This is a genomic window from Hymenobacter fodinae (genome assembly GCF_004745825.1).
GTDB classification, from domain to species: domain Bacteria; phylum Bacteroidota; class Bacteroidia; order Cytophagales; family Hymenobacteraceae; genus Hymenobacter; species Hymenobacter fodinae.
Map to the genome: position 1 here is coordinate 715,237 of NZ_SRLA01000002.1, position 18,358 is coordinate 733,594.

At 57.2% G+C, this 18,358-nt stretch carries 18 protein-coding genes; 11 read left to right on the plus strand and 7 right to left on the minus strand.

Going from position 1 to position 18,358, the window contains the following annotated elements:
- Nucleotides 1–139: 139 nt before the first annotated feature.
- Nucleotides 140–1,177: a dipeptide epimerase gene (locus tag EU556_RS10285; RefSeq protein ID WP_135433826.1), complete on the plus strand. Its 1,038-nt coding sequence runs from the start codon at nucleotides 140–142 to the stop codon at nucleotides 1,175–1,177.
- A gap of 74 nt (nucleotides 1,178–1,251) precedes the next feature.
- On the opposite strand, the gene EU556_RS10290 is transcribed toward EU556_RS10285, so the two are convergent.
- Nucleotides 1,252–1,836 carry a DUF6799 domain-containing protein gene (locus EU556_RS10290; RefSeq protein WP_135433828.1) on the minus strand — a complete coding sequence of 195 codons (585 nt, stop codon included), beginning with the start codon at nucleotides 1,834–1,836 and terminating at the stop codon, nucleotides 1,252–1,254.
- A 162-nt stretch (nucleotides 1,837–1,998) separates the two neighbouring features.
- On the opposite strand from EU556_RS10290, the gene EU556_RS10295 reads away from it, so the two are divergent.
- Together EU556_RS10295 and EU556_RS10300 are read left to right on the plus strand one after the other, a co-directional pair.
- The gene (locus EU556_RS10295) at nucleotides 1,999–2,448 is read left to right on the plus strand and encodes a MarR family winged helix-turn-helix transcriptional regulator (protein ID WP_135433830.1); all 450 of its coding nucleotides are present in this window, start codon (nucleotides 1,999–2,001) and stop codon (nucleotides 2,446–2,448) included.
- Between the two features lie 42 nt (nucleotides 2,449–2,490).
- A complete protein-coding gene (locus EU556_RS10300; protein ID WP_135433831.1) occupies nucleotides 2,491–3,138 on the plus strand; it encodes a YceI family protein in 648 nt (215 codons plus the stop codon).
- 79 nt (nucleotides 3,139–3,217) lie between these two features.
- On the opposite strand, the gene EU556_RS10305 is transcribed toward EU556_RS10300, so the two are convergent.
- Complete coding sequence (locus tag EU556_RS10305) at nucleotides 3,218–3,994, minus strand: hypothetical protein (protein WP_135433833.1); 777 nt, start codon at nucleotides 3,992–3,994, stop codon at nucleotides 3,218–3,220.
- 30 nt (nucleotides 3,995–4,024) lie between these two features.
- Nucleotides 4,025–4,582: a hypothetical protein gene (locus tag EU556_RS10310; protein ID WP_135433834.1), complete on the minus strand. Its 558-nt coding sequence runs from the start codon at nucleotides 4,580–4,582 to the stop codon at nucleotides 4,025–4,027.
- Nucleotides 4,583–4,718: 136 nt separating this feature from the next.
- Here EU556_RS10310 and EU556_RS10315 point away from each other — a divergent pair, with 136 nt between their 5' ends.
- The 3 genes from EU556_RS10315 to EU556_RS10325 all read left to right on the plus strand — a co-directional run bounded on the left by EU556_RS10315 (nucleotide 4,719) and on the right by EU556_RS10325 (nucleotide 7,717).
- On the plus strand, nucleotides 4,719–5,111 hold the full coding sequence (locus tag EU556_RS10315) for a hypothetical protein (protein ID WP_135433836.1): 393 nt from the start codon (nucleotides 4,719–4,721) through the stop codon (nucleotides 5,109–5,111).
- 77 nt (nucleotides 5,112–5,188) lie between these two features.
- Nucleotides 5,189–6,481 (plus strand): hypothetical protein, encoded by a 1,293-nt coding sequence (locus EU556_RS10320; RefSeq protein WP_135433838.1) that lies wholly within the window; start codon nucleotides 5,189–5,191, stop codon nucleotides 6,479–6,481.
- A gap of 18 nt (nucleotides 6,482–6,499) precedes the next feature.
- Complete coding sequence (locus tag EU556_RS10325) at nucleotides 6,500–7,717, plus strand: DUF4132 domain-containing protein (RefSeq protein ID WP_135433840.1); 1,218 nt, start codon at nucleotides 6,500–6,502, stop codon at nucleotides 7,715–7,717.
- Nucleotides 7,718–7,827: 110 nt separating this feature from the next.
- On the opposite strand, the gene EU556_RS10330 is transcribed toward EU556_RS10325, so the two are convergent.
- A complete protein-coding gene (locus EU556_RS10330; RefSeq protein ID WP_135433842.1) occupies nucleotides 7,828–10,002 on the minus strand; it encodes a S9 family peptidase in 2,175 nt (724 codons plus the stop codon).
- A 218-nt stretch (nucleotides 10,003–10,220) separates the two neighbouring features.
- On the opposite strand from EU556_RS10330, the gene EU556_RS10335 reads away from it, so the two are divergent.
- From EU556_RS10335 to EU556_RS10355, 5 genes are all read left to right on the plus strand, one after another.
- Complete coding sequence (locus tag EU556_RS10335) at nucleotides 10,221–10,502, plus strand: ATP-dependent Clp protease adaptor ClpS (protein ID WP_135433844.1); 282 nt, start codon at nucleotides 10,221–10,223, stop codon at nucleotides 10,500–10,502.
- A 137-nt stretch (nucleotides 10,503–10,639) separates the two neighbouring features.
- Nucleotides 10,640–11,254: a recombination mediator RecR gene (gene recR, locus EU556_RS10340; protein ID WP_135433846.1), complete on the plus strand. Its 615-nt coding sequence runs from the start codon at nucleotides 10,640–10,642 to the stop codon at nucleotides 11,252–11,254.
- Between the two features lie 234 nt (nucleotides 11,255–11,488).
- Nucleotides 11,489–13,540: a glycosyltransferase family 2 protein gene (locus EU556_RS10345; RefSeq protein ID WP_135433847.1), complete on the plus strand. Its 2,052-nt coding sequence runs from the start codon at nucleotides 11,489–11,491 to the stop codon at nucleotides 13,538–13,540.
- 93 nt (nucleotides 13,541–13,633) lie between these two features.
- On the plus strand, nucleotides 13,634–14,860 hold the full coding sequence (locus tag EU556_RS10350; protein WP_135433849.1) for a pyridoxal phosphate-dependent aminotransferase: 1,227 nt from the start codon (nucleotides 13,634–13,636) through the stop codon (nucleotides 14,858–14,860).
- Between the two features lie 120 nt (nucleotides 14,861–14,980).
- Nucleotides 14,981–15,997: a bifunctional heptose 7-phosphate kinase/heptose 1-phosphate adenyltransferase gene (locus tag EU556_RS10355; RefSeq protein ID WP_135433851.1), complete on the plus strand. Its 1,017-nt coding sequence runs from the start codon at nucleotides 14,981–14,983 to the stop codon at nucleotides 15,995–15,997.
- 69 nt (nucleotides 15,998–16,066) lie between these two features.
- Here the strand turns inward: EU556_RS10355 and hemE are convergent, their stop codons facing one another.
- The 3 genes from hemE to EU556_RS10370 form a co-directional block, all read right to left on the minus strand.
- Nucleotides 16,067–17,098, minus strand: a complete 1,032-nt coding sequence (gene hemE, locus EU556_RS10360; RefSeq protein WP_135433853.1) for a uroporphyrinogen decarboxylase — start codon at nucleotides 17,096–17,098, stop codon at nucleotides 16,067–16,069.
- A 50-nt stretch (nucleotides 17,099–17,148) separates the two neighbouring features.
- Entirely contained in the window at nucleotides 17,149–17,556 is a 408-nt protein-coding gene (locus tag EU556_RS10365) for a hypothetical protein (protein ID WP_135433854.1), read from the minus strand.
- Between the two features lie 146 nt (nucleotides 17,557–17,702).
- The gene (locus EU556_RS10370) at nucleotides 17,703–18,329 is read right to left on the minus strand and encodes a MarC family protein (RefSeq protein WP_135433856.1); all 627 of its coding nucleotides are present in this window, start codon (nucleotides 18,327–18,329) and stop codon (nucleotides 17,703–17,705) included.
- Between the last annotated feature and the right edge of the window lie 29 nt (nucleotides 18,330–18,358).

Genomic DNA, 18,358 nt, shown 5'->3' on the forward strand with positions numbered 1-18,358 from the left:
TTTGAGCCGGGCAGTAATAGGCGCCCCGCCTGAGTTTGCCCGTAGGCCAGGGTACCACCATATCTCTAGGCCATCCGCTGGCGTATCGGGGTGGCATAGTACCTTGGCCTCTCGCTTTCGCTCTCTGCTCTTTCGTCCCATGCTTACCTGGTCCCTCACGCCGCTGGTGCTGCCCCTGCGCTACACCTGGAAAATAGCGCGTAACGCTTCCACCTCGAAAACCAACCTGCTCCTGAAAGTGCAGGACACCGCTGCCACCGCCGCCGGTTGGGGTGAGGCTGCCCCCAACATTAGATACGGCGAGACGCCCGAGGGCCTGCAGGAAGAGTTTGCGCAGCTACAGGCCGCCGGCCTAGGCCAGTGCAACACCCTAGAAGAGCTGACCGACTTCTTAACGGCGCATGCCCCGGCCCACGCCCTGCGGTTTGCCTTAGAGTCGGCGTTTGTGCACCGCGAGGCTGTGCTGGCCGGGCATCCCGTAGCGCAGTGGCTAGGCCTCTCGCAGCCCGCGCCGGCCGTTCCGACGGCCGTTACCCTGCCCATTATGGAACCCGGGGCCGTGGCTGGGTTTCTGCAGCAGCAGGGCTACCAGCGTTTTCCGCTGCTGAAAGTGAAGGTGAACCGGGAAGGGGCCGTGGAGTTGCTGCGTGAGGTTACGCGCTTGTTGCCCGACCACTTGCTCATCATCGACGGCAACGAGGCGTGGACTGATGCTGATAGCCTGCGCCAGTCGTGGGAGCAGATTCGGGCGTTGCCGGGCCTGCGGGTGCGCCTGCTCGAGCAACCCCTGCCCGCCGCTTGCGCCGAAGATTACCGTGCCCTGAAAGGCCAGTTGGGTTGCCCGGTTTTCGCCGATGAGTCTGTGACCGACGAGGCCGACTTTGCAGAAATTGCCCGGCAGTTCGATGGGGTGAACATGAAGCTTATGAAAGCCGGGGGCTACCTAAACGGCCTCCGCATTCTGCGCGAAACCCGGATTCATGGCCTCGAGACGATGGTTGGGTGCATGGTAGAAACTTCATTGGGTATTTGGTCGGCCCTGCAGGTAAGCACCCTAGCCGATGTGTGCGACTTAGATGGTTTTCTGGTAGTGCAGGAGGAGCCCTTTGGATTGGTGGCCGAAGAGCAAGGCTACCTGGTGCCGCGCCGCCCCGACTGGCCTAGCCTGCTACTATAAGCGCTGCCGGCTGGCAAACCACCACAGAGTAGTTAGCCAGCCGGCAGCGCCTGAACTGATCCGCAACGCGGCAGTTACTTCAGTTTCTCATCCAGGGCCTTAATCTGCTTGTCTAGCTGGCTGGTATCGGCGGGGCGCTGGCCTGCTGAACTCATCAGGCTGATTTTCTGGTTTAAGAGCTGAATTTTCTCACCCATGAGGCTGATTTTCTGATTCAGCTCCATGAGTCTCGCCTCCACACCGGCCGCGCTGTTGGGGGCGGGGCGGTTGTCAACGTACTGCTGAAACTGGGTGCCGGCGCTGCCTGCGGGTTCATTTCGGGCTTCGGCAGCACTACTTGGCGTGGCGAAGACAATACCACCATCCATGCGCACGTAATCACCTTCCTTTAAAGTCGTTATTTTGCCTCCTGGAAGTTCTACTATGCCACTCTTGTAGTTGATTTTGGTGCCATTGGAGAGAACCACATTTTTAGTAAGCGGAGTAGGGCGTTTGCCTTGTACCAGCACCACCTGACCGCCCTGCATCAGAAAGCGGTCATTAGAATTGGCTTCTTTGGCGCCGGCCGGCATTTTTGGCGCGGTAGTGGATTGAGCAATTACGGGTGTTGCGGCCAGAAAACCGGTCAGCAATGCCACAGAGTACAGGAGCTTTTTCATGGGAACAGGGAGCTTAGATACCCCGCTTACGATATTTGCCGCCGAGAAGCTACATCACGTCAGTAACCAACATCGAAAAATAAATTAGCTGAATAGTGTTGCAACATTAAATGTATGTACATATATTTGCATCATCATTCAGCATGACCCCATGCCTGAGCTATGAAAATTGAAGACGAAATCAAACAGCGCACTTTCCAAAGCGAGTACCAAAAAGCCTACATCAATCTGGTGTTTACTTCCGGTTGGCTGCAGCTGAAGCAGGGGGGAGTGTTCAAAGACTATAACCTGACCTCGCCCCAGTTCAACATCCTGCGCATACTGCGCGGTCAGCACCCTAAACCGGCCACGGTAAACATGCTGATTGAGCGGATGCTGGACAAAACTAGCAACGCCTCTCGCATTGTAGATAAGCTGGAAGCCAAGGAATTGGTGACCCGCAAAGTGTGCCCCAGCAACCGCCGCGCGGTAGATATCCGCATCACCGACAAAGGCCTGGATCTGCTTACGCAGCTTGACGAGGTAGTTAACTCGCAGCAGCTGGGAATGAACAACTTAACCACTGAGGAAGCTACGCTACTCAGTAATCTTCTTGATAAAATCCGCGACTGACGTCTTTCAGTTAATCTCCCTTCACTACCTCTTACTTCAATCATGAAAAAGATCGTTCTGCCGGCCCTGTTGGCCGCCGCTTTGTTTGCCGCTCCCGCTTTTGCTGGTCAGCCCGTAGCAAAGAAAGCTGCCGTTAGCGCTGTTAAGCCTGCCGACAAAGTGTACAAACTGCAGCCTCAGCTCAGCACCCTGGGTTGGGACGGCAAAGCCGTAACCCACGGCCACAACGGTACCGTGCAATTCTCGGGTGGTGAACTGCTCGTGCGCGGCAATCAGCTGGTGGGTGGCAACGTGACGGTAGACATGAAGTCTATTAAGGCTACCGACATTAAGGATGCTGATACCCACACCAAGTTCATGGGTCACATCACCTCCGACGACTTCTTCAGCGTGGCTAGCAACCCTACCGCTACGTTCAAAATCACGAAGGTGGCCTATATCAAAGGTGCCGCTGCTGATGCTAACAACGCTAACATCACCGGCGACCTGACCATCAAAGGCAAAACCAACAGCATCACCTTCCCCGCAAAAGTGGGCGTGAAAAACGGTGTAGCTGCCGCTAGCGGCACTGCTACCGTTGACCGCACCAAGTTCGACATCAAATACGGCTCGAAGTCGTTCTTCGACGGCATCGGCGACAAAGCCATCAACGATGACTTCACGCTGAGCTTCAACGTAATTGCCAAGTAAGTAACCCTGGCCTAGGCCACTTGCTTATTCAATAAAAAGCCCCGCCGGAATTCTGGTGGGGCTTTTTTGTGCGCTAGGCCTATTGGGTAAGGCGGCTCTGGCGGTTGAGCATTTGCTGGTGTAGCTGCTGGCTAAGCGTCGCCGAGGGTTGCTGCGTGGGCGCCGCCTTTAGGTTTTGCAAGTTGAAGCGCAGCCAGTAGGAGCCGTCGGCGTAGGTAAACTCCCGGTTTTTATTCACATCGCGCCGAACTTCGGCGAGCAGGATACTGGTTTTCGGCAAAATTTGCCAGCCTATCAGGTCCGTACCGTTGGGTGTGAGCTGCTGCAACTGCCTGCCGCTGCGGTCCGAAACGTAAAGGGTACTGGCATCTTCATTGGTCTGCGTCCCGTCGCGGTTGGTATCGGTCTTAATGATGGTGTAGAACAGATAGGACCAGCGTACATCAGGCTTAATGGCCGCATCTATAGCAGTAATGACAAACCGGTTGTGGGGTAGCAGGAGGTGCTCCGCAGAAGTCGACTTCTGAAAGAACACCAGATTATAGCACGTGCCCTCAATGCCAGTAGGGACAGACTCGCTCTCGTAAGAGCCACCGGAGTAGCTGCTGCCCCCACCGCTGCGGCCTGAGCCATCCAGCGCTACCACGGAAATAGGCTGAAAGTAATAATCGGTACTGTCGAGGTCGACGGGGTGGTTGTAGTGCACCCGGAACTCCTGGGCCGCCTTGCGAGCTGCAGCCGTGTCTGGAGCGGCTGAACTGGCAGCGGAGGCTGGGGCCCGATTGGTAGAATAGTCAGAGCAAGCAGTTAGAACTGCCAGGGAAGTGGCAAGGGCCGCGGAACGTAAAAGATACATGCTGGTAGAAATAGAGCCAGCAAGTAACTATCAATCTGGCAACACCAACTCTCGGGGAAGCTCAAATTTGAGGCTACGGCTTTTGCTGCGGGTGTGGAGCTGCTGCAGAAAATCATCGAGTTCTGGTTTGTACTCTAGCCAGAGGTCTTCGTGTAGGTTTTGTAGCACCAACTGGCTGGTGCGGGCGGCCAGGCGGGCCGTGCTGGTATAAAAACCTCCATACACGCTCTCGAACTGGCCCGTGTAGTTCGCGAAGATGTGGCGCAGGGTGTAGAGGTTCAGGTCGATTTCCAGGCGCTTGTCTTTGGTTATGCGGCGGGCCCGGGCCACTTCCTTAGTGGCTTTCTGTAGGGCTTTGGTGAGGCTGCGGTTCAGCAAACGGCCGGTGGCACCTACGGCAAACAACTCATGAATCTGGTCGGAGGTCTGCTCAAACACGGTTTCTACCGTCACTTCGGGCAGCAGCTCAAAGCTGAGGGTATCGTACAGCTCGGCGTCGCGGCGGGCGGCGCGCAGGAGTAGGGCTTCTTTTTCTTTGTCGGAGAGCCGCTTGAGGGCACGTTTGAATTCAGCGGACGGAACGGGCATGCGAACAGGGGAGAGGGTAAGTTGAGCTAAAAATACGTTGGAAACGAAACAGTGGCCTAGCGAAATAGAACAACCCGTATTTTTGCTATATTGCTAATGAAATTAGTATCCATCATTCTTAGTAAACTTCGTTCATATGGCCGTACTCACTATTCTAGATGAAACCGCTACGGGCGGTATCCTGAATCGCCTTGAACTGGAAGTAGCGCAGGAAATGCTCACCGTTCGGGAGTTGATTGCCCGGCGCGTGCAGCAGGAAGTAGCGGCCTATAACGCCCGGCAGTCGGATGTATACCGCGGCTTGGTGCAGCCCACCGACTCAGAACGGGTGCTCAACGGTTTCCGGCTGCGCCAGCCCAAGCCCATCGATGCGGAGCAACAGCTGTACAAAGCGCTAGAAGGCTTTCAGCAGAACGGATACTTCGTGCTGGTAAACGACCGGCAGGTAGAAAGCCTAGAGGAAGAGGTCTGGATGGGCTCAGGTGCCACCGTGAGCTTTATTAAGCTCACGCCGCTGGTTGGCGGGTGATAAGTCTCTCGGTTATTCTCTCAGCTGTTGTATTCGTTGTTTATCAAGCTTGCTTTGCTTCTTCTACCTCACGTTTCATGTTACCTACCAAAACCTATTCTCTGCCCGAACTATTCTCGCTCACCTGCCCCGAGCAGGAATTACGCCCCACGCTTATTGCTTTGACTGAAGAAGCCAGTGACAGGCCTTACACTGTTAAGATCACAGACTTGGTGGCCTACGCCCGAGTAAGCGAAGAGACCCCTCGGTTCCGCGGAAGAATAGCACTAGCCTTAGCTGAGGCTGCGACTGAGTGCGTCCGTCAGCAAAACTTTCAATTGCGATTTTCACTGACCGATATTCTAACGGCGCTGATGCGGACTCGGCTGCAACTCAGTCAGGAGGAGTACATAACCTTATTCCGCCGCTATGGGCTCGATTTTAACCAGACGGACTACGAAGCCCGGCGCACGGGCCTAGGCCTGTATCCGTTTAGTTTGACTCTAGGCCAATTGCAAAAGCTTCTAAAAAAAGAGGCCATGCAAGTGGAAATGCAGACCTACCTTAAGCAGTTGCTTGCTTACGTTGAAGTGCAGCACCCGCATGAGGTCAAAATAATGGTCAAAATTCGGGAGTTGTTGGGCGTCAGTGAGCCAGAACAATTACCAAAGCTGACATTGGCCACCGGGGATGCGTTCGGACAGGCTCTGAACGAGTTTGTGTGTTCACTGGAAACTGAATCTGAAGCTCGTCCGTGGTTGCAGCTGCTGCAGTTGTGCCAGAAAGCCTCGGGGGCGCAGCCAACGGCCAAGTTTCAAAAGGAAGCGGCCGCAGCCGTGGCGGCGGTGGGAGCAGAGGCAGTAACGTCGCACATGGAGGTTTGGCTGAACGCCCTGGCTAAACTGCCGGTGCAGGAGCTTAGTCGCACCAACACCTACGGAGGCCACACTTATACCTACACGGAGTGGCATTTTTTGATCAGTGCCAATCAGGACCTAGCAAAAGGCCTGCTGTGGGTTAGTGCGTTGGTGCTCAACCCTGGCATACTGCACGCCATAGCCGAGCTGGCGGTAAAGTGCTACCGCAAGATTCCAGGCAAAGGACCCGTGGCACCTGGCCTAGGCAATGCCTGCGTGTATGCGTTGTCGCGGGGCGGCTTGCCGGGCGTGGCGCACCTCTCGCGCCTGCGGCTGAAAGTGAAGCAAGCCAACACCCAGAGCCTGATTGCCAATTGCATTGAAAAGGCTTCGCAGGAGTTGGGTGTCACCCCAGCCGAAATTGAAGACATGGCTGTGCCCACGCTAGGCCTAGTAGCGGGCCATGTGGAGTACCAGTACGATGACTACCGCGCCCACTTGGAGTTAGTTAACGGCAAGGCTGAAATGCGATGAGAGAAAGACGGTAAAGAATTGAAATCGGCGCCAGCGGCCCTAAAGAAAACGCATGCCGCCGAGCTAAAAGAACTGAAAGCCACCCAGACCCAGGCTCAACAAACCCTGGTAGCCCAACGCGAGCGTCTTGATCGGGGCTTTGTGGAGGGGCGGTGCGTAGCTTACCCGTGGTTTCGGCAGTATTACTTCGAGCATGGTTTGCTGAGCTACCTCACTCGCCAGCTTATCTGGCGCTTTCACCGGCAGGAGGGAGGCCACACTGATGCCCTGTGGCTGGACAGCGCCTGGCGCACGGTCCACGGCGAGATTCTAACACCCGCCGATACCGACACCGTGCAGCTGTGGCACCCGGTGCTTTCTACCACCGACGAGGTACTGGCCTGGCGCACCCTGCTCGATGAAAAGCAACTGCGCCAGCCCCTGAAACAGGCCTACCGCGAAGTATACCTACTCACGCCGCCCGAGGAAAATACCCGCACGTACTCGAACCGCATGGCCGCCCACGTGCTGCGCCAGCATCAATTCAGCTCCCTGGCCAAGCTGCGCGGCTGGCGCTACAGCCTCATGGGGGCCTACGACAAAGGCTACGAGTCCGACTCGGCCACGCTGGAACTGCCGGCGCATGGCCTACAGGCGCAGTTTTGGGTAAGCGAGGTCAATGCGGATAACGCCTGGAACGATACGGGCATCTGGCACTACGTTAGCACCGATCAGGTGCGGTTTGTGACCAACCACGGCCCGGTGCCGCTGCCGGAGGTGCCGCCCCTGGTGTTTTCGGAAGTGATGCGCGACGTAGACCTATTCGTGGGGGTGGCCTCTGTGGGCAACGACCCGCTCTGGCGCGACAACGGGGGCTTGCCCGCGTACCGTAACTACTGGGAAAACTACAGCTTCGGGGAGCTGGGCGAAGTGGCCAAAACCCGCAAGCTGGCCCTGGAGCGGCTGGTGCCCCGCCTGAAAATTGGGAAAGTCAGTGAAATTAAGGACCGGTTTCTGGTGGTGCGCGGCAAGCTGCGCACCTATAAGATTCACCTCGGCAGCGGCAACATCCTGATGGAGCCCAACGACCAGTATCTGTGCATCGTGCCCGACCGCTCCGCCAAAACCACCAGCTCTGATGTGTTTCTGCCCTTCGAGGGCGACGCCGTGCTGTCCATCATCCTCAGCAAAGCCCTGCTGCTCATGGATGACGACAACATCACGGACGAAACCATTACCCGCCAGATTAAGCGGTAACGCTAAAGAACACAAAGGACCTTTCTCTGAGGAAGGACCGGGCTGCTAGGCCAGTCGGGTTCCTCGGAGAAAGGTCCTTTGTGTGTGATTATTGAGGCAGGGCTACTGGCCTAGAGCTTTTCGTCGAAGTACTGTGTGATTTTGTTGTAGAGGTGCACCCGGTCTTTGCCGCCCACGTTGTGCGGGTGGCCGGGGTACACGAAGTAATCGAGCTGTACGCCCTGGTCAACAGCCCGCTTGAGGTAGCGGAGGCTGTGTTGCCACACTACTACGTCATCCACAGTACCGTGAATGAGCAAGAGCTTGCCCTGGAGCTTGTCCACGTAATTGAGCAGGTTGGCCTTCTCGTAGCCCTCGGGGTTTTCCTGGGGCGTATCCATGTAGCGCTCGGTGTACATGATTTCGTAGAGGCGCCAATCGATAACCGGGCCGCCACCCACGCCCACTTTGAAGGTGCCAGGGCTGCGGGTCATCATGGTCGTGGTCATGAAGCCTCCGAAGCTCCAGCCGTGAATGCCCAGGCGGGCTTGGTCCACGTAGGGCAGACTCTTGAGGTATTCCACGCCTTTGAGCTGGTCGGCCATTTCTACGGTACCCAGCTGCCGGAACGTGGCGCGCTCAAACGCTGAGCCCCGGTTGCCGGAGCCGCGCGAGTCGAGGGTGAACACCACGTAGCCTTTCTGGGCCATGAGTTGCATCCAGAGGTTGGAGCCACCCAGCCAGGAGTCGGTTACCAGCTGCACGTGGGGGCCGCCGTAGAGGTACACCACCACCGGGTATTTCTTGGCGGGGTCGAAGCCGGGCGGCGTAATCAGGCGGCAGTACAGGTCGGTCTTGCCATCGTCGGCTTTGATCGGGAACAGCTTGGTTTCGCCCAACTGGTAGTCGGCTACGGGGTTGGGAGCCGTCAGCAGGGTTTGTCGGGTTTTGCCGTCGGCTAGGCCTAGCACCTTGATGGTGCGCGGCGTAGTGGCATTGCTGAACACATCGAGCAACTGCGTGCCGCCGGGACTGAGCGTGGCGGCGTGGGTGCCCGCCTGCGGAGTTAGGTCGCGCACCTTGCCGCCGCTTAGGCCTACGCTGTAGATGCGGCGCTGTATTGGGCTGGCGGCCGTGCTCTGGAAAACCACCTCCCGGTTTTTATTAGCGAAGCCTAAAACATCCGTCACCTGCCACGCGCCTTTGGTGAGCTGGCGGAGCAGTTTGCCGCTGGTGGAGTAGAGGTAGAGGTGGTTGTAGCCGTCGCGCTGAGTTTGCCAGATAAACTGGTCGGGGTGGCCGGGCACGAAGGTGAGCGGGTGCAAAGGCTCCACGAAGGTCTTCTCATCCTTTTCCTCAAACAGCGTTTTCAGGAAGGCCCCGGTAACAGCATCGTACTGGTTGAGCTTCATGTGGTTCTGGCCCCGGTTGAGCACGGCCATGTAGATGCTCTTCTCGTCGGGGCTCCAGGTGATGTTGGTCAGGTACTGCTCCTTGGGCTCCCCAGTCTGCAGAAACACCGTTTTGCGGGCATTCAAGTCGTACACGCCCACCGTCACTTCGTGGCTTTTGTCGCCCGCCATGGGGTACTTGATGGGCCGCGCCTGCGCTGGCTCGGGCTCGATGGACACCAGCGGGTAGTCCGTGACCATGGTCTGGTCCATGCGATAGTAGGCCAGTTTGCCGCCGGTGGGGCTCCAGAACGTGCCCTTCGTGATGCCGAACTCCGAGCGGTGTGCGGCCTGCCCGTTCACAATGGCCGGGTTGGCTTCCTGGGTCACGGCCTCGTTTTCGCGGCCCGCCAGCGAGATATACAGGTTTTGGTCTTTGGTGTAGGCCACCCGCGTTTTGGTGGGGTCGAGGTCTACGTTAGCCGCCGCTTGGTCGTACCCAAACAGGGCCGTGGCTTGCTTGGAAGTGGCATCAACGCGGTACACCTTGCCGATGCGCGTAACCAGAAAGCTCTGCGGATTCACCCATGTAACGGCCGGAAAGGACGAGGCTTTCACAGCCGGCGCGCCCACTGCCTGCAAGGACTGGCCTAGCTCGCCGAGGGAAACCACTGCGGTGGCTTGGCCGCTGGCCGCGCCGCGCACTAGCTCATCCTGCCCGTTGGTGGTGCGCAGGTAGCTGTATTCCTCCGCCGAGCCCGGAATCCAGGTGAGCTGGCGCAGGTTTTCGGGTTGGAGCTGGCGGTTCAGGAAGGCATCTTCCATGGTGAGGCGCTTCTGCTGGGCCAGGGCCGACAGATGCGATAACAGGGCCAGCAGCAACAGGAGCCGCCGGCGAGCAAAAGAGTGCAGCATGCAGTAGAAGGGATTGCGGAATGAGAACCGAAAAGTACGGCGGAATTCGGGAGCTGTCCCGCTAGGCCACCCTGCCAGCCCCTCACAAGGCCCAGCTACTGGCAGCATACAACTTTTACTATGCTAACCCGAAACGATTCTGCTGCTCAGGCGGTTATAGTACACCAGTTTACATCCTGAAATCCGGCTTTCTGCCTGTTTTTCCGTAGTTTTGTGCCATGAACAGCAAACCGCAAATCGAGTACGACGAGGACGTTCTGCTCCTGGAAGAAACCACCGACGTGCGTGACCTGGTCGTGTATAATGACGACATTAATACCTTCGACCACGTCATCCGCACGCTCATTGATGTGTGCGGCCACGAGCCCGAGCAGGCGGAGCAGTGCACGCTGCTGATCCACTACAAGGGCCAGTGCACCGTGAAGCACGGCGCCTACGACGAGCTGGCTGCCATGTGCACCGCCATCCACGACCGCGGCATCTCGGCCGATATTGTGTAGCCTAGGTCGTCGAAAAAAACTGTCATCCAGCGCCCGCCGCGGGACTTATCACGGGGAAATTGGTGTTTAGATACGGGCCCTGTGAGCATCCCTCGCGTGTCCTGGATGACAGCTCTTTTTACAACTTGTTGATCTGAATGGAATTCCCTTCCAAATTGATAGAAAACGCCGTTGGTGAATTGTCGAAGCTGCCGGGCATCGGCAAGAAAACGGCATTGCGGCTAGCGTTGCACCTGCTGAAGGCCGAGACGGACACCACGGCTTCGCTAGCGGAGGCACTGGCTAAAATGCGCTTCGAGATTCGCTACTGCGACACCTGCCATAACATTTCCGATACACCGGAGTGCGCCATTTGCGCCAACCAGCTGCGCGACCAGAGCACGGTCTGCGTGGTGTCGGATATCCGCGACGTTATTGCCATTGAAAACACGGCCCAGTACCAGGGCATGTACCACGTGCTGGGCGGCGTGATTTCGCCCATCGAAGGCATCGGCCCCTCTGACCTGACCATTGACTCCCTGTTGGAGCGCGTGACTAAGGAAGGCTCGGAGGTGCGCGAAGTGATTCTGGCCATCAGCCCCACTATGGAGGGCGACACCACGGCCTTCTACCTCTCGCGCAAGCTCCGCGACCTGCCCGAGGTGCACGTAAGCAGCATTGCCCGCGGCATTCCTATGGGTGGGGAGTTGGAGTACGCCGATGAAATCACCTTGGGTCGCTCTATTGTGGAACGCCAGCGCCAAGCCCGCTAGGCCACGGCGTATTAACCATTTAATAACCCACACAAGACAGCCCGTAGAGCTATTCTGCGGGCTGTTTCTGCTTTCTTCACTTCCCAGGAAGCGCTAAAGTTTCAGTAGAGTGGCCTGCCGTAACCAAGCGGCTGCATACATTTTGCGCTGATTTGGCAGCTCGCTTGCAAATAAGCTAGGTAGGGTGCGGCTAATATTAGTACATTTCGTAACCCTTTCCACGCCGTTGCGCTTGTGCCTGCTCCCGTAAAGCTTTCAGTCATCATCGTTAATTATAACGTCTGCTATTTTCTGGAGCAGGCGTTGTTATCGGTGCAGCGGGCAGTGGAAAAGCTAGGGGAGACCGTAGAAGTATTTGTGGTAGACAACGGCTCGGTAGATGGCTCCGTGGCCATGGTGCGTAGTCGGTTTCCGGAGGTACTTCTCATCGAAAACCACGATAATCCTGGCTTCTCGAAAGCCAACAACCAAGCGCTACGGCGGGCCCGCGGCGAGTACGTGCTGCTGCTCAACCCCGACACTGTAGTTGAAGAAGATACCTTTCTGCGGTGTTGTGAGTTTATGGATGCCCACCCCGATGGGGGTGGCCTAGGAGTGAAAATGCTGGATGGGCAAGGCTGTTTCCTGCCCGAAAGCAAGCGCGGCCTGCCTACCCCCGCGGTGGCCTTCTATAAGATGTTTGGCTTGGCCAAGCTGTTTCCGAAGTCGCGCCGCTTTGGGCAGTACCACCTGGGCTACCTCGACAAGGACCGAAGCCACGAGGTTGCGGTACTGAGTGGGGCTTTCATGCTCATGCGCCACACAGCCCTGGCCGAGGTAGGCCTGCTCGATGAGGACTACTTCATGTATGGTGAGGACATTGACCTCTCGTACCGCCTAACGCAGGGCGGCTGGAAAAACTACTATTACCCCGGCACGCGCATCATTCATTACAAGGGCGAGAGCACCAAGCGCACCAGCGTAAACTACGTGTTCGTGTTCTACCGGGCCATGGTCATCTTTGCCCGCAAGCACTTTGCGCCGGGCCGGGCGGGGGCCTTCAGCTTCCTGATTAACCTAGCCATTTGGCTGCGCGCGGGCGCTGCGCTAGGCCAGCGCTTCTTCACCCAGGCTACTCCTGTGCTGCTGGATGCCGGCCTGATCTACGGGGGCATGTACTTCCTGAAGACTTATTGGGAGGAAAACCACCGCTACGTGCGCATACCCTACCCCGAGAAGTATATGCTGGCCGCCGTGCCGGTGTACATCTTGCTCTGGCTGGTCTCGGCGTACCTGAGTGGGGGATACGACAAACCCACCAAGACCAGCCGCATCGTGCGCGGTATTTTCATTGGTACCGTGCTTATTTCGGCGCTTAGTAACTTCTTGGATGCCTGGCGTTTCTCCAAGGCCCTAATTGTGCTGGGCGGTGCCTGGAGTGCGGCCGCCCTCATTGGGCGACGCATGCTGGAAAATCTGATTCGGCACCACAAGTTTAGCCTAGCAGTATACCACCAGAAAAACGTGGCTATTGTTGGCTCGCGGCAGGAGAGCGAGCGGGTGCGGCATCTGCTAGAGCAATTTGGCGTGCCGGTGCGCGTCATTGGCTTTGTAGCGCCCGATGTGGTGCTAGCGCCGTCACCTAACTTTCGGCAGACGGCCGTAGGCGCCGCCACGGTGTGGGAGATGATGGAAACAGCCGAGGCGCCTACGGCCACCGACGACTTACTGGGCGAGGTGCGGCAGCTGGAAGATATCATCCGGATGTACGAGTTGAACGAGCTGATTTTTTGCGGCCGCGACCTGTCGGCCAGTCAGATCATTTCCCTCATGGTGCGCCTGCCCCAGTACCCGCCGGTGGCCTACAAGATTTTGCCCCAGGATAGCGAATACATCATTGGTAGCTCCCGCAAAGATGCTCCCGGCGACTACTACACCCTGGATATCACCCTGAATCTGGTGCACCCTCAGCACGTGCGCAACAAGCGCCTGCTTGACGTATGCACCAGCATATTGCTCTTAGTATTGCTGCCGATAGTAGTACTGTTTCAGCAATACAAGATGGGGTTTGTGCGCAACTGCCTACGCGTAGTAAGCGGCTCGCGCACCTGGGTAGGCCTACGCTACGCGGCGGCTCCGCGCCGCCTGGCCCGGGCCATTTTGTCGCCCGCCGATGTGGCGCAGGCGGCCGCACCCCTTTCCGAAGCTACTCGTCGTCGGCTGGAGCTGCTCTACGCCAAGGACTACGTAACCGGTATCGATTTGCGCATTATGTTGCGCTGCTTCCGGTGGCTAGGGCAGGAGTAGCCCAACGGTGGCCCAGCTTTCACCCACCGGACCGAATGCGTACCTTCCCGTACTTTTGCGTCCATTCCCTGTTTCTCATTTCCCAGATGCCTTATGTCTGACGCTACTACTGCTGCCCCCGTTACTTCCGTTATTTCTGATCGTATCAATGCCATGCAAGAGTCGCAGACGATTGCCATGGCTAAAATGGCGCGGGAGCTGGCGGCTCAGGGCGTTGATGTGATTAGCTTGAGCTTTGGGGAGCCCGACTTCCAAACGCCCCAGTACATTAAGGACGCGGCCAAAAAGGCGCTCGATGACGGCTACACCTTTTACACGCCCGTGCCTGGCTACCCCGATCTGCGCCAAGCCATTTGCGACAAGCTGCAGCGGGAAAATAATCTGGCCTACAAGCCCGAAAATATAGTGGTAAGCACCGGGGCCAAGCAGTCGTTGGCCAACGCGGTAATGAGCCTCGTGAATCCGGGGGACGAAGTAATCGTGTTTTCGCCTTATTGGGTGAGCTACGAGGAAATGGTGCGCTTGGCCGAGGGCAAAACCGTAACGTTGGTTGGCTCCCTAGAAAATGGCTTTAAGGCCACGGCTCAGCAATTGGAAGAGGCTATTACCCCTCGTACCAAGCTGGTTATGTACTCTTCACCCTGCAACCCAACAGGGGCCGTGTTCTCAAGGGAAGAGCTGGCGGCGGTGGTTGAGGTGCTGATGCGTCACTCCCAGATTTATGTGCTGGCCGATGAAATCTACGAGTACATCAACTTTGAGGGACAGCACGTGAGCATGGCCCAGTTCGATGAAATCAAGGACCGCGTAATTACCGTGAATGGTTTCTCGAAAGGGTACGCCATGACGGGCTGGCGGGTGGGCTACCTCGCCGCTAACAAAGAAATTGCCTGCGCCTGCGAGAAAATCCAGAGCCAGATCACCTCGGGCACCTGCTCTATTGCCCAGCGGGCGGCTCTGGCGGCCCTGCAAGGTGGGCGTACTTCGGCCGATGAAATGGTAGAGGCCTACCGCCGCCGCCGCGACATGGTGCTGGAGCTGGTAAAAGATATTCCCGGCTTCCGGACCCCCAAGCCCAGCGGTGCCTTCTACATCTTTCCCGACGTATCGGGCTATTTTGGCAAAACCACGCCCGAGGGCAAAACCATAAACTCAGCCTACGATCTGGCGCTGTACATGCTGCACGATGGGCATGTGGCCGCCGTAGATGGTGGTGCCTTTGGGGCGCCCAACTGCCTGCGCTTCAGCACCGCCGCCGCCGATGAAAAGCTGCGCGAAGCCTTTATTCGCATCAAAAACAGCCTGGCCAAGCTCGTGTAGCTCGGTGTACACTGGCTTAGACAAGAACCACCAACCGCTCGTTGGTGGTTCTTGCGTTATGGGCGGTGCATTTTCCGGGAGCCGACTACCTTTGCGGCTTCTTTACCAGATTCTCTTGTAATGCCCGCTGCCGTATTGCCTGCTTCTTTGCCCGAGCTGTTTGCCGCCTTCAACAACCTCACCGTGCTGATTGTGGGCGACGTGATGATGGACGCGTATGTATGGGGTAAAACCACCCGCATTTCGCCGGAGGCGCCCGTACCGGTTGTGAACGTGAGCCGCACGGAGCAGCGCCTGGGCGGGGCCGCCAACGTGGCCCTCAACGTGCAGGCATTGGGTGCTACGCCGCTGCTGTGTGCGGTAATCGGCGACGATCAGGGCGGCGACCAGCTGCTGGAGCTACTGCGTACCTCGGGCTTGTCGGCCGACGGTATTGTGCGCAGCCAGCATAGGCCTACCACCGTGAAGCAGCGCATTTTGGCCCACGGTCAGCAGCTCCTGCGCATCGACTCTGAAGTAGAAACCGACCTGAACGAGGAGGAAAGCCGTGGCCTAGCCGAGAGCTTTGAGGAGCTGCTGAGCCGGGCCGATGTAGTAATCTTTGAAGATTACGACAAAGGCGTGCTCAATGAGCCTAGCATTCAGCAATTCATCCAGCTGGCCCGGCAGCAAGGCATTCCTACCGTCGTCGACCCCAAGAAAAAGAACTTCCTGGCCTACCAGCACTGCACCTTGTTTAAGCCCAACCTGAAAGAGCTACGCGAAGGACTCAAGCTGGAGTTCGGCGACACTGATGCCGAGAAGCCCGCCTTTGAAGCGGCCGTAGCGCGGTTGCGCGAGGTGCTCACCCCAGAAATTGTGCTGGTGACGCTTTCTGAGCGTGGTGTGTTTGTGGAGAATGGCGAGATGAAGCGCACCTACATTCCGGCTCACCTGCGCAGCATCTCTGACGTGTCGGGGGCGGGTGATACCGTTATTAGCATTGCCGCTTTGTGCGTGGCGATAGGCCTGCCGGCCCCAGTTACGGCGGCGCTGGCCAACTTGGGCGGCGGCTTGGTGTGCGAGCAGGTAGGGGTAGTGCCCATTGAAAAGCAGTTGCTGCTGGCCGAAGCCCAGGCCGTAGGCCTAGCCCTGTAACAACGTCCCCTCGAAAACAAAAAAGCCCGTCAGCTTCTCAGGTGACAGGCTTTTTTGCTACTGAAATAATTAGCGCAGTGTGGCGCTGTACTGCTTCACAGTTTCAATGAACACCTTCACATTATCTGGGTTGGTATCGGGGTACACGCCGTGGCCTAGGTTGGCAATGTGGCGGTGTGGGCCAAACTGGTCGAGCATGGCAATGGTAGCGGCCCGAACCTGCTCTGGGGTGCCGTAAAGAGCGCAGGGGTCGAGGTTGCCCTGCAGGGTTTTGTCGCCGACCAGGGGGCGCACGGCGCGGGCATCCTGGTTCCAGTCGAGGCCGATGGTGCGGCAGGGGAGCTGGGCGAAGTCTTCCACGGCCCAGAAGGCGCCCTTGGCAAATACCGTTACGGGCACATCAGGAATGGCCTGGCAGATTTCGGCAATGTAACGGGTGCTAAACTCCTGGTAGTGCGCCGGCGGCAGAATACCCGCCCACGAGTCGAATACCTGCACGATGTTGGCACCAGCCTGCACCTGAGCCTGCAGGTAGGCAATGGTAGTATCCGTGATTTTACGCAGCAATTGATGGGCCAGCTCCGGCTCGGCATAGAGCATGCGGCGGGCCTTGCTAAAGGTTTTGGAGCCATGCCCTTCCACCATGTAGGCCAGTATCGTCCAAGGGGCGCCAGCAAAACCGATGAGCGGCACCCGACCGTTGAGGGCGCGCTTGGTTACCCGAATGGCTTCTAGCACGTAGCCCAAGTGCTCTTCGGGGTCAGCAACACGCATGCGCGCAACATCCTGCGCCGTTTTGATGGTTTCAGGGAACAGCGGGCCGCGGGCTTCCACCATTTCGTAGGTCAGACCCATGGCCTCGGGTACCACTAGGATATCGGAGAAGATAATAGCGGCATCCACGTCCAGGGCATCAACGGGCTGAATGGTTACTTCAGCGGCCAGCTCAGGAGTTTCTACCAGCTCTTTGAAGCCGCTGAGGCGGGCGCGTAGGGCACGATATTCGGGCAGGATGCGGCCAGCCTGGCGCATGAGCCACACGGGGGTGCGCTCGGTTTCTTCGCCGCGGGCGGCACGGAGGAGGAGGTCGTTCTTCAGCATAGGAGGCGCAAAGATACGCCTACGGTATATGTTGTCAGCGCACAGGATAATCAAATACTCAATCGGTACATGATAATTGACTTTCCGTCATTTAGTAAACCGATGTATAGCAATCCAAAACCGTCTTTCCGGGCATAACTGGATGCGTGTTGAGCGCGCGAAATATCGCCTGCTACTTTTTCAAAAGCTTGGCTATAGACAAATGATGTATCTGATATGCAGGGAGAAAGTATAAAATGTGGATTACGAACCAAATGCTGTTGCAGCTGCAGGTATTCCTGCGACTCCATCTCTACCAGCGCGCAGACCTCATAGTCGCCATCAGGAAAAGTTGGATAAGAAGCGTCTTTGCGGAGAATATGACCTGATGCCGGAAAAGGAAGTAAGGTTATCTGTTCATACTTTTCCTTATAGAACTTATCAGAAGGGTAAAGTTCTGTGCAGAGCAGATAAGACACACCGAAACATACTCCAGTTATAAAAAGAACACTAGGACGGTAGCCAAAACGCAAGTGAAGCCACCTATATATTGTATAACAAGCGACAAGAACCAACCCAATTAGTAATACGGGTATTACAATGATGAGAGACCACATAGAAGCTTCTACCGGCTCAGCCCTGGAAATAAAGCCCCAATGGCAGTAGCCAGGAAGTTTACGCCAATGGCCAGCGTAATAAAGCCCATGATGCGGGCCAGGGCGGCCATGCCAGGGCGGCCCAGAAAGCGCGTGAGGCGGAGCGAGGACATAAGGATAATGTAAGCCGCCAAGGCCACCAGCACAAAGCCCAGCACGATCATCCCCATATCGAGGAAGCTGAGCTTTTCCGTAAACAGGCCAATACACACGGCCATAGAGCCAGGGCCTGAGAGCATGGGCATGGCCAGGGGAGTGAAGCTGATGTCGTCCTTGTGGCGGCTTTCGTCGAGGGTGGCATCGGATACTTTGCTGCGGTTGCCGCCGGGCGTGAGCAGGTCGAAGGCGGAACGCATGAGCAGAATGCCGCCCGCGATACGCAGGTGGTGAATGTTGATGCCGAAGAAATTCAGCACATACTGGCCCGCGAAAAAGGAAACGGCCAGCACCCCAATCATATAGATACAGGCCCGCAGCGCAATGCCCCCGCGGTGCGCCGGCGTGTCGTCCTCCGTCAGAGTCAGGAACACGGGCATGGCGCTGAAGGGGTTCACGACCGAAAACAAGGTGGTAAAGGTGGCGAGCAGTATTTCCATAACTGAGGCGGCACTTGGGGCCTAGCCAA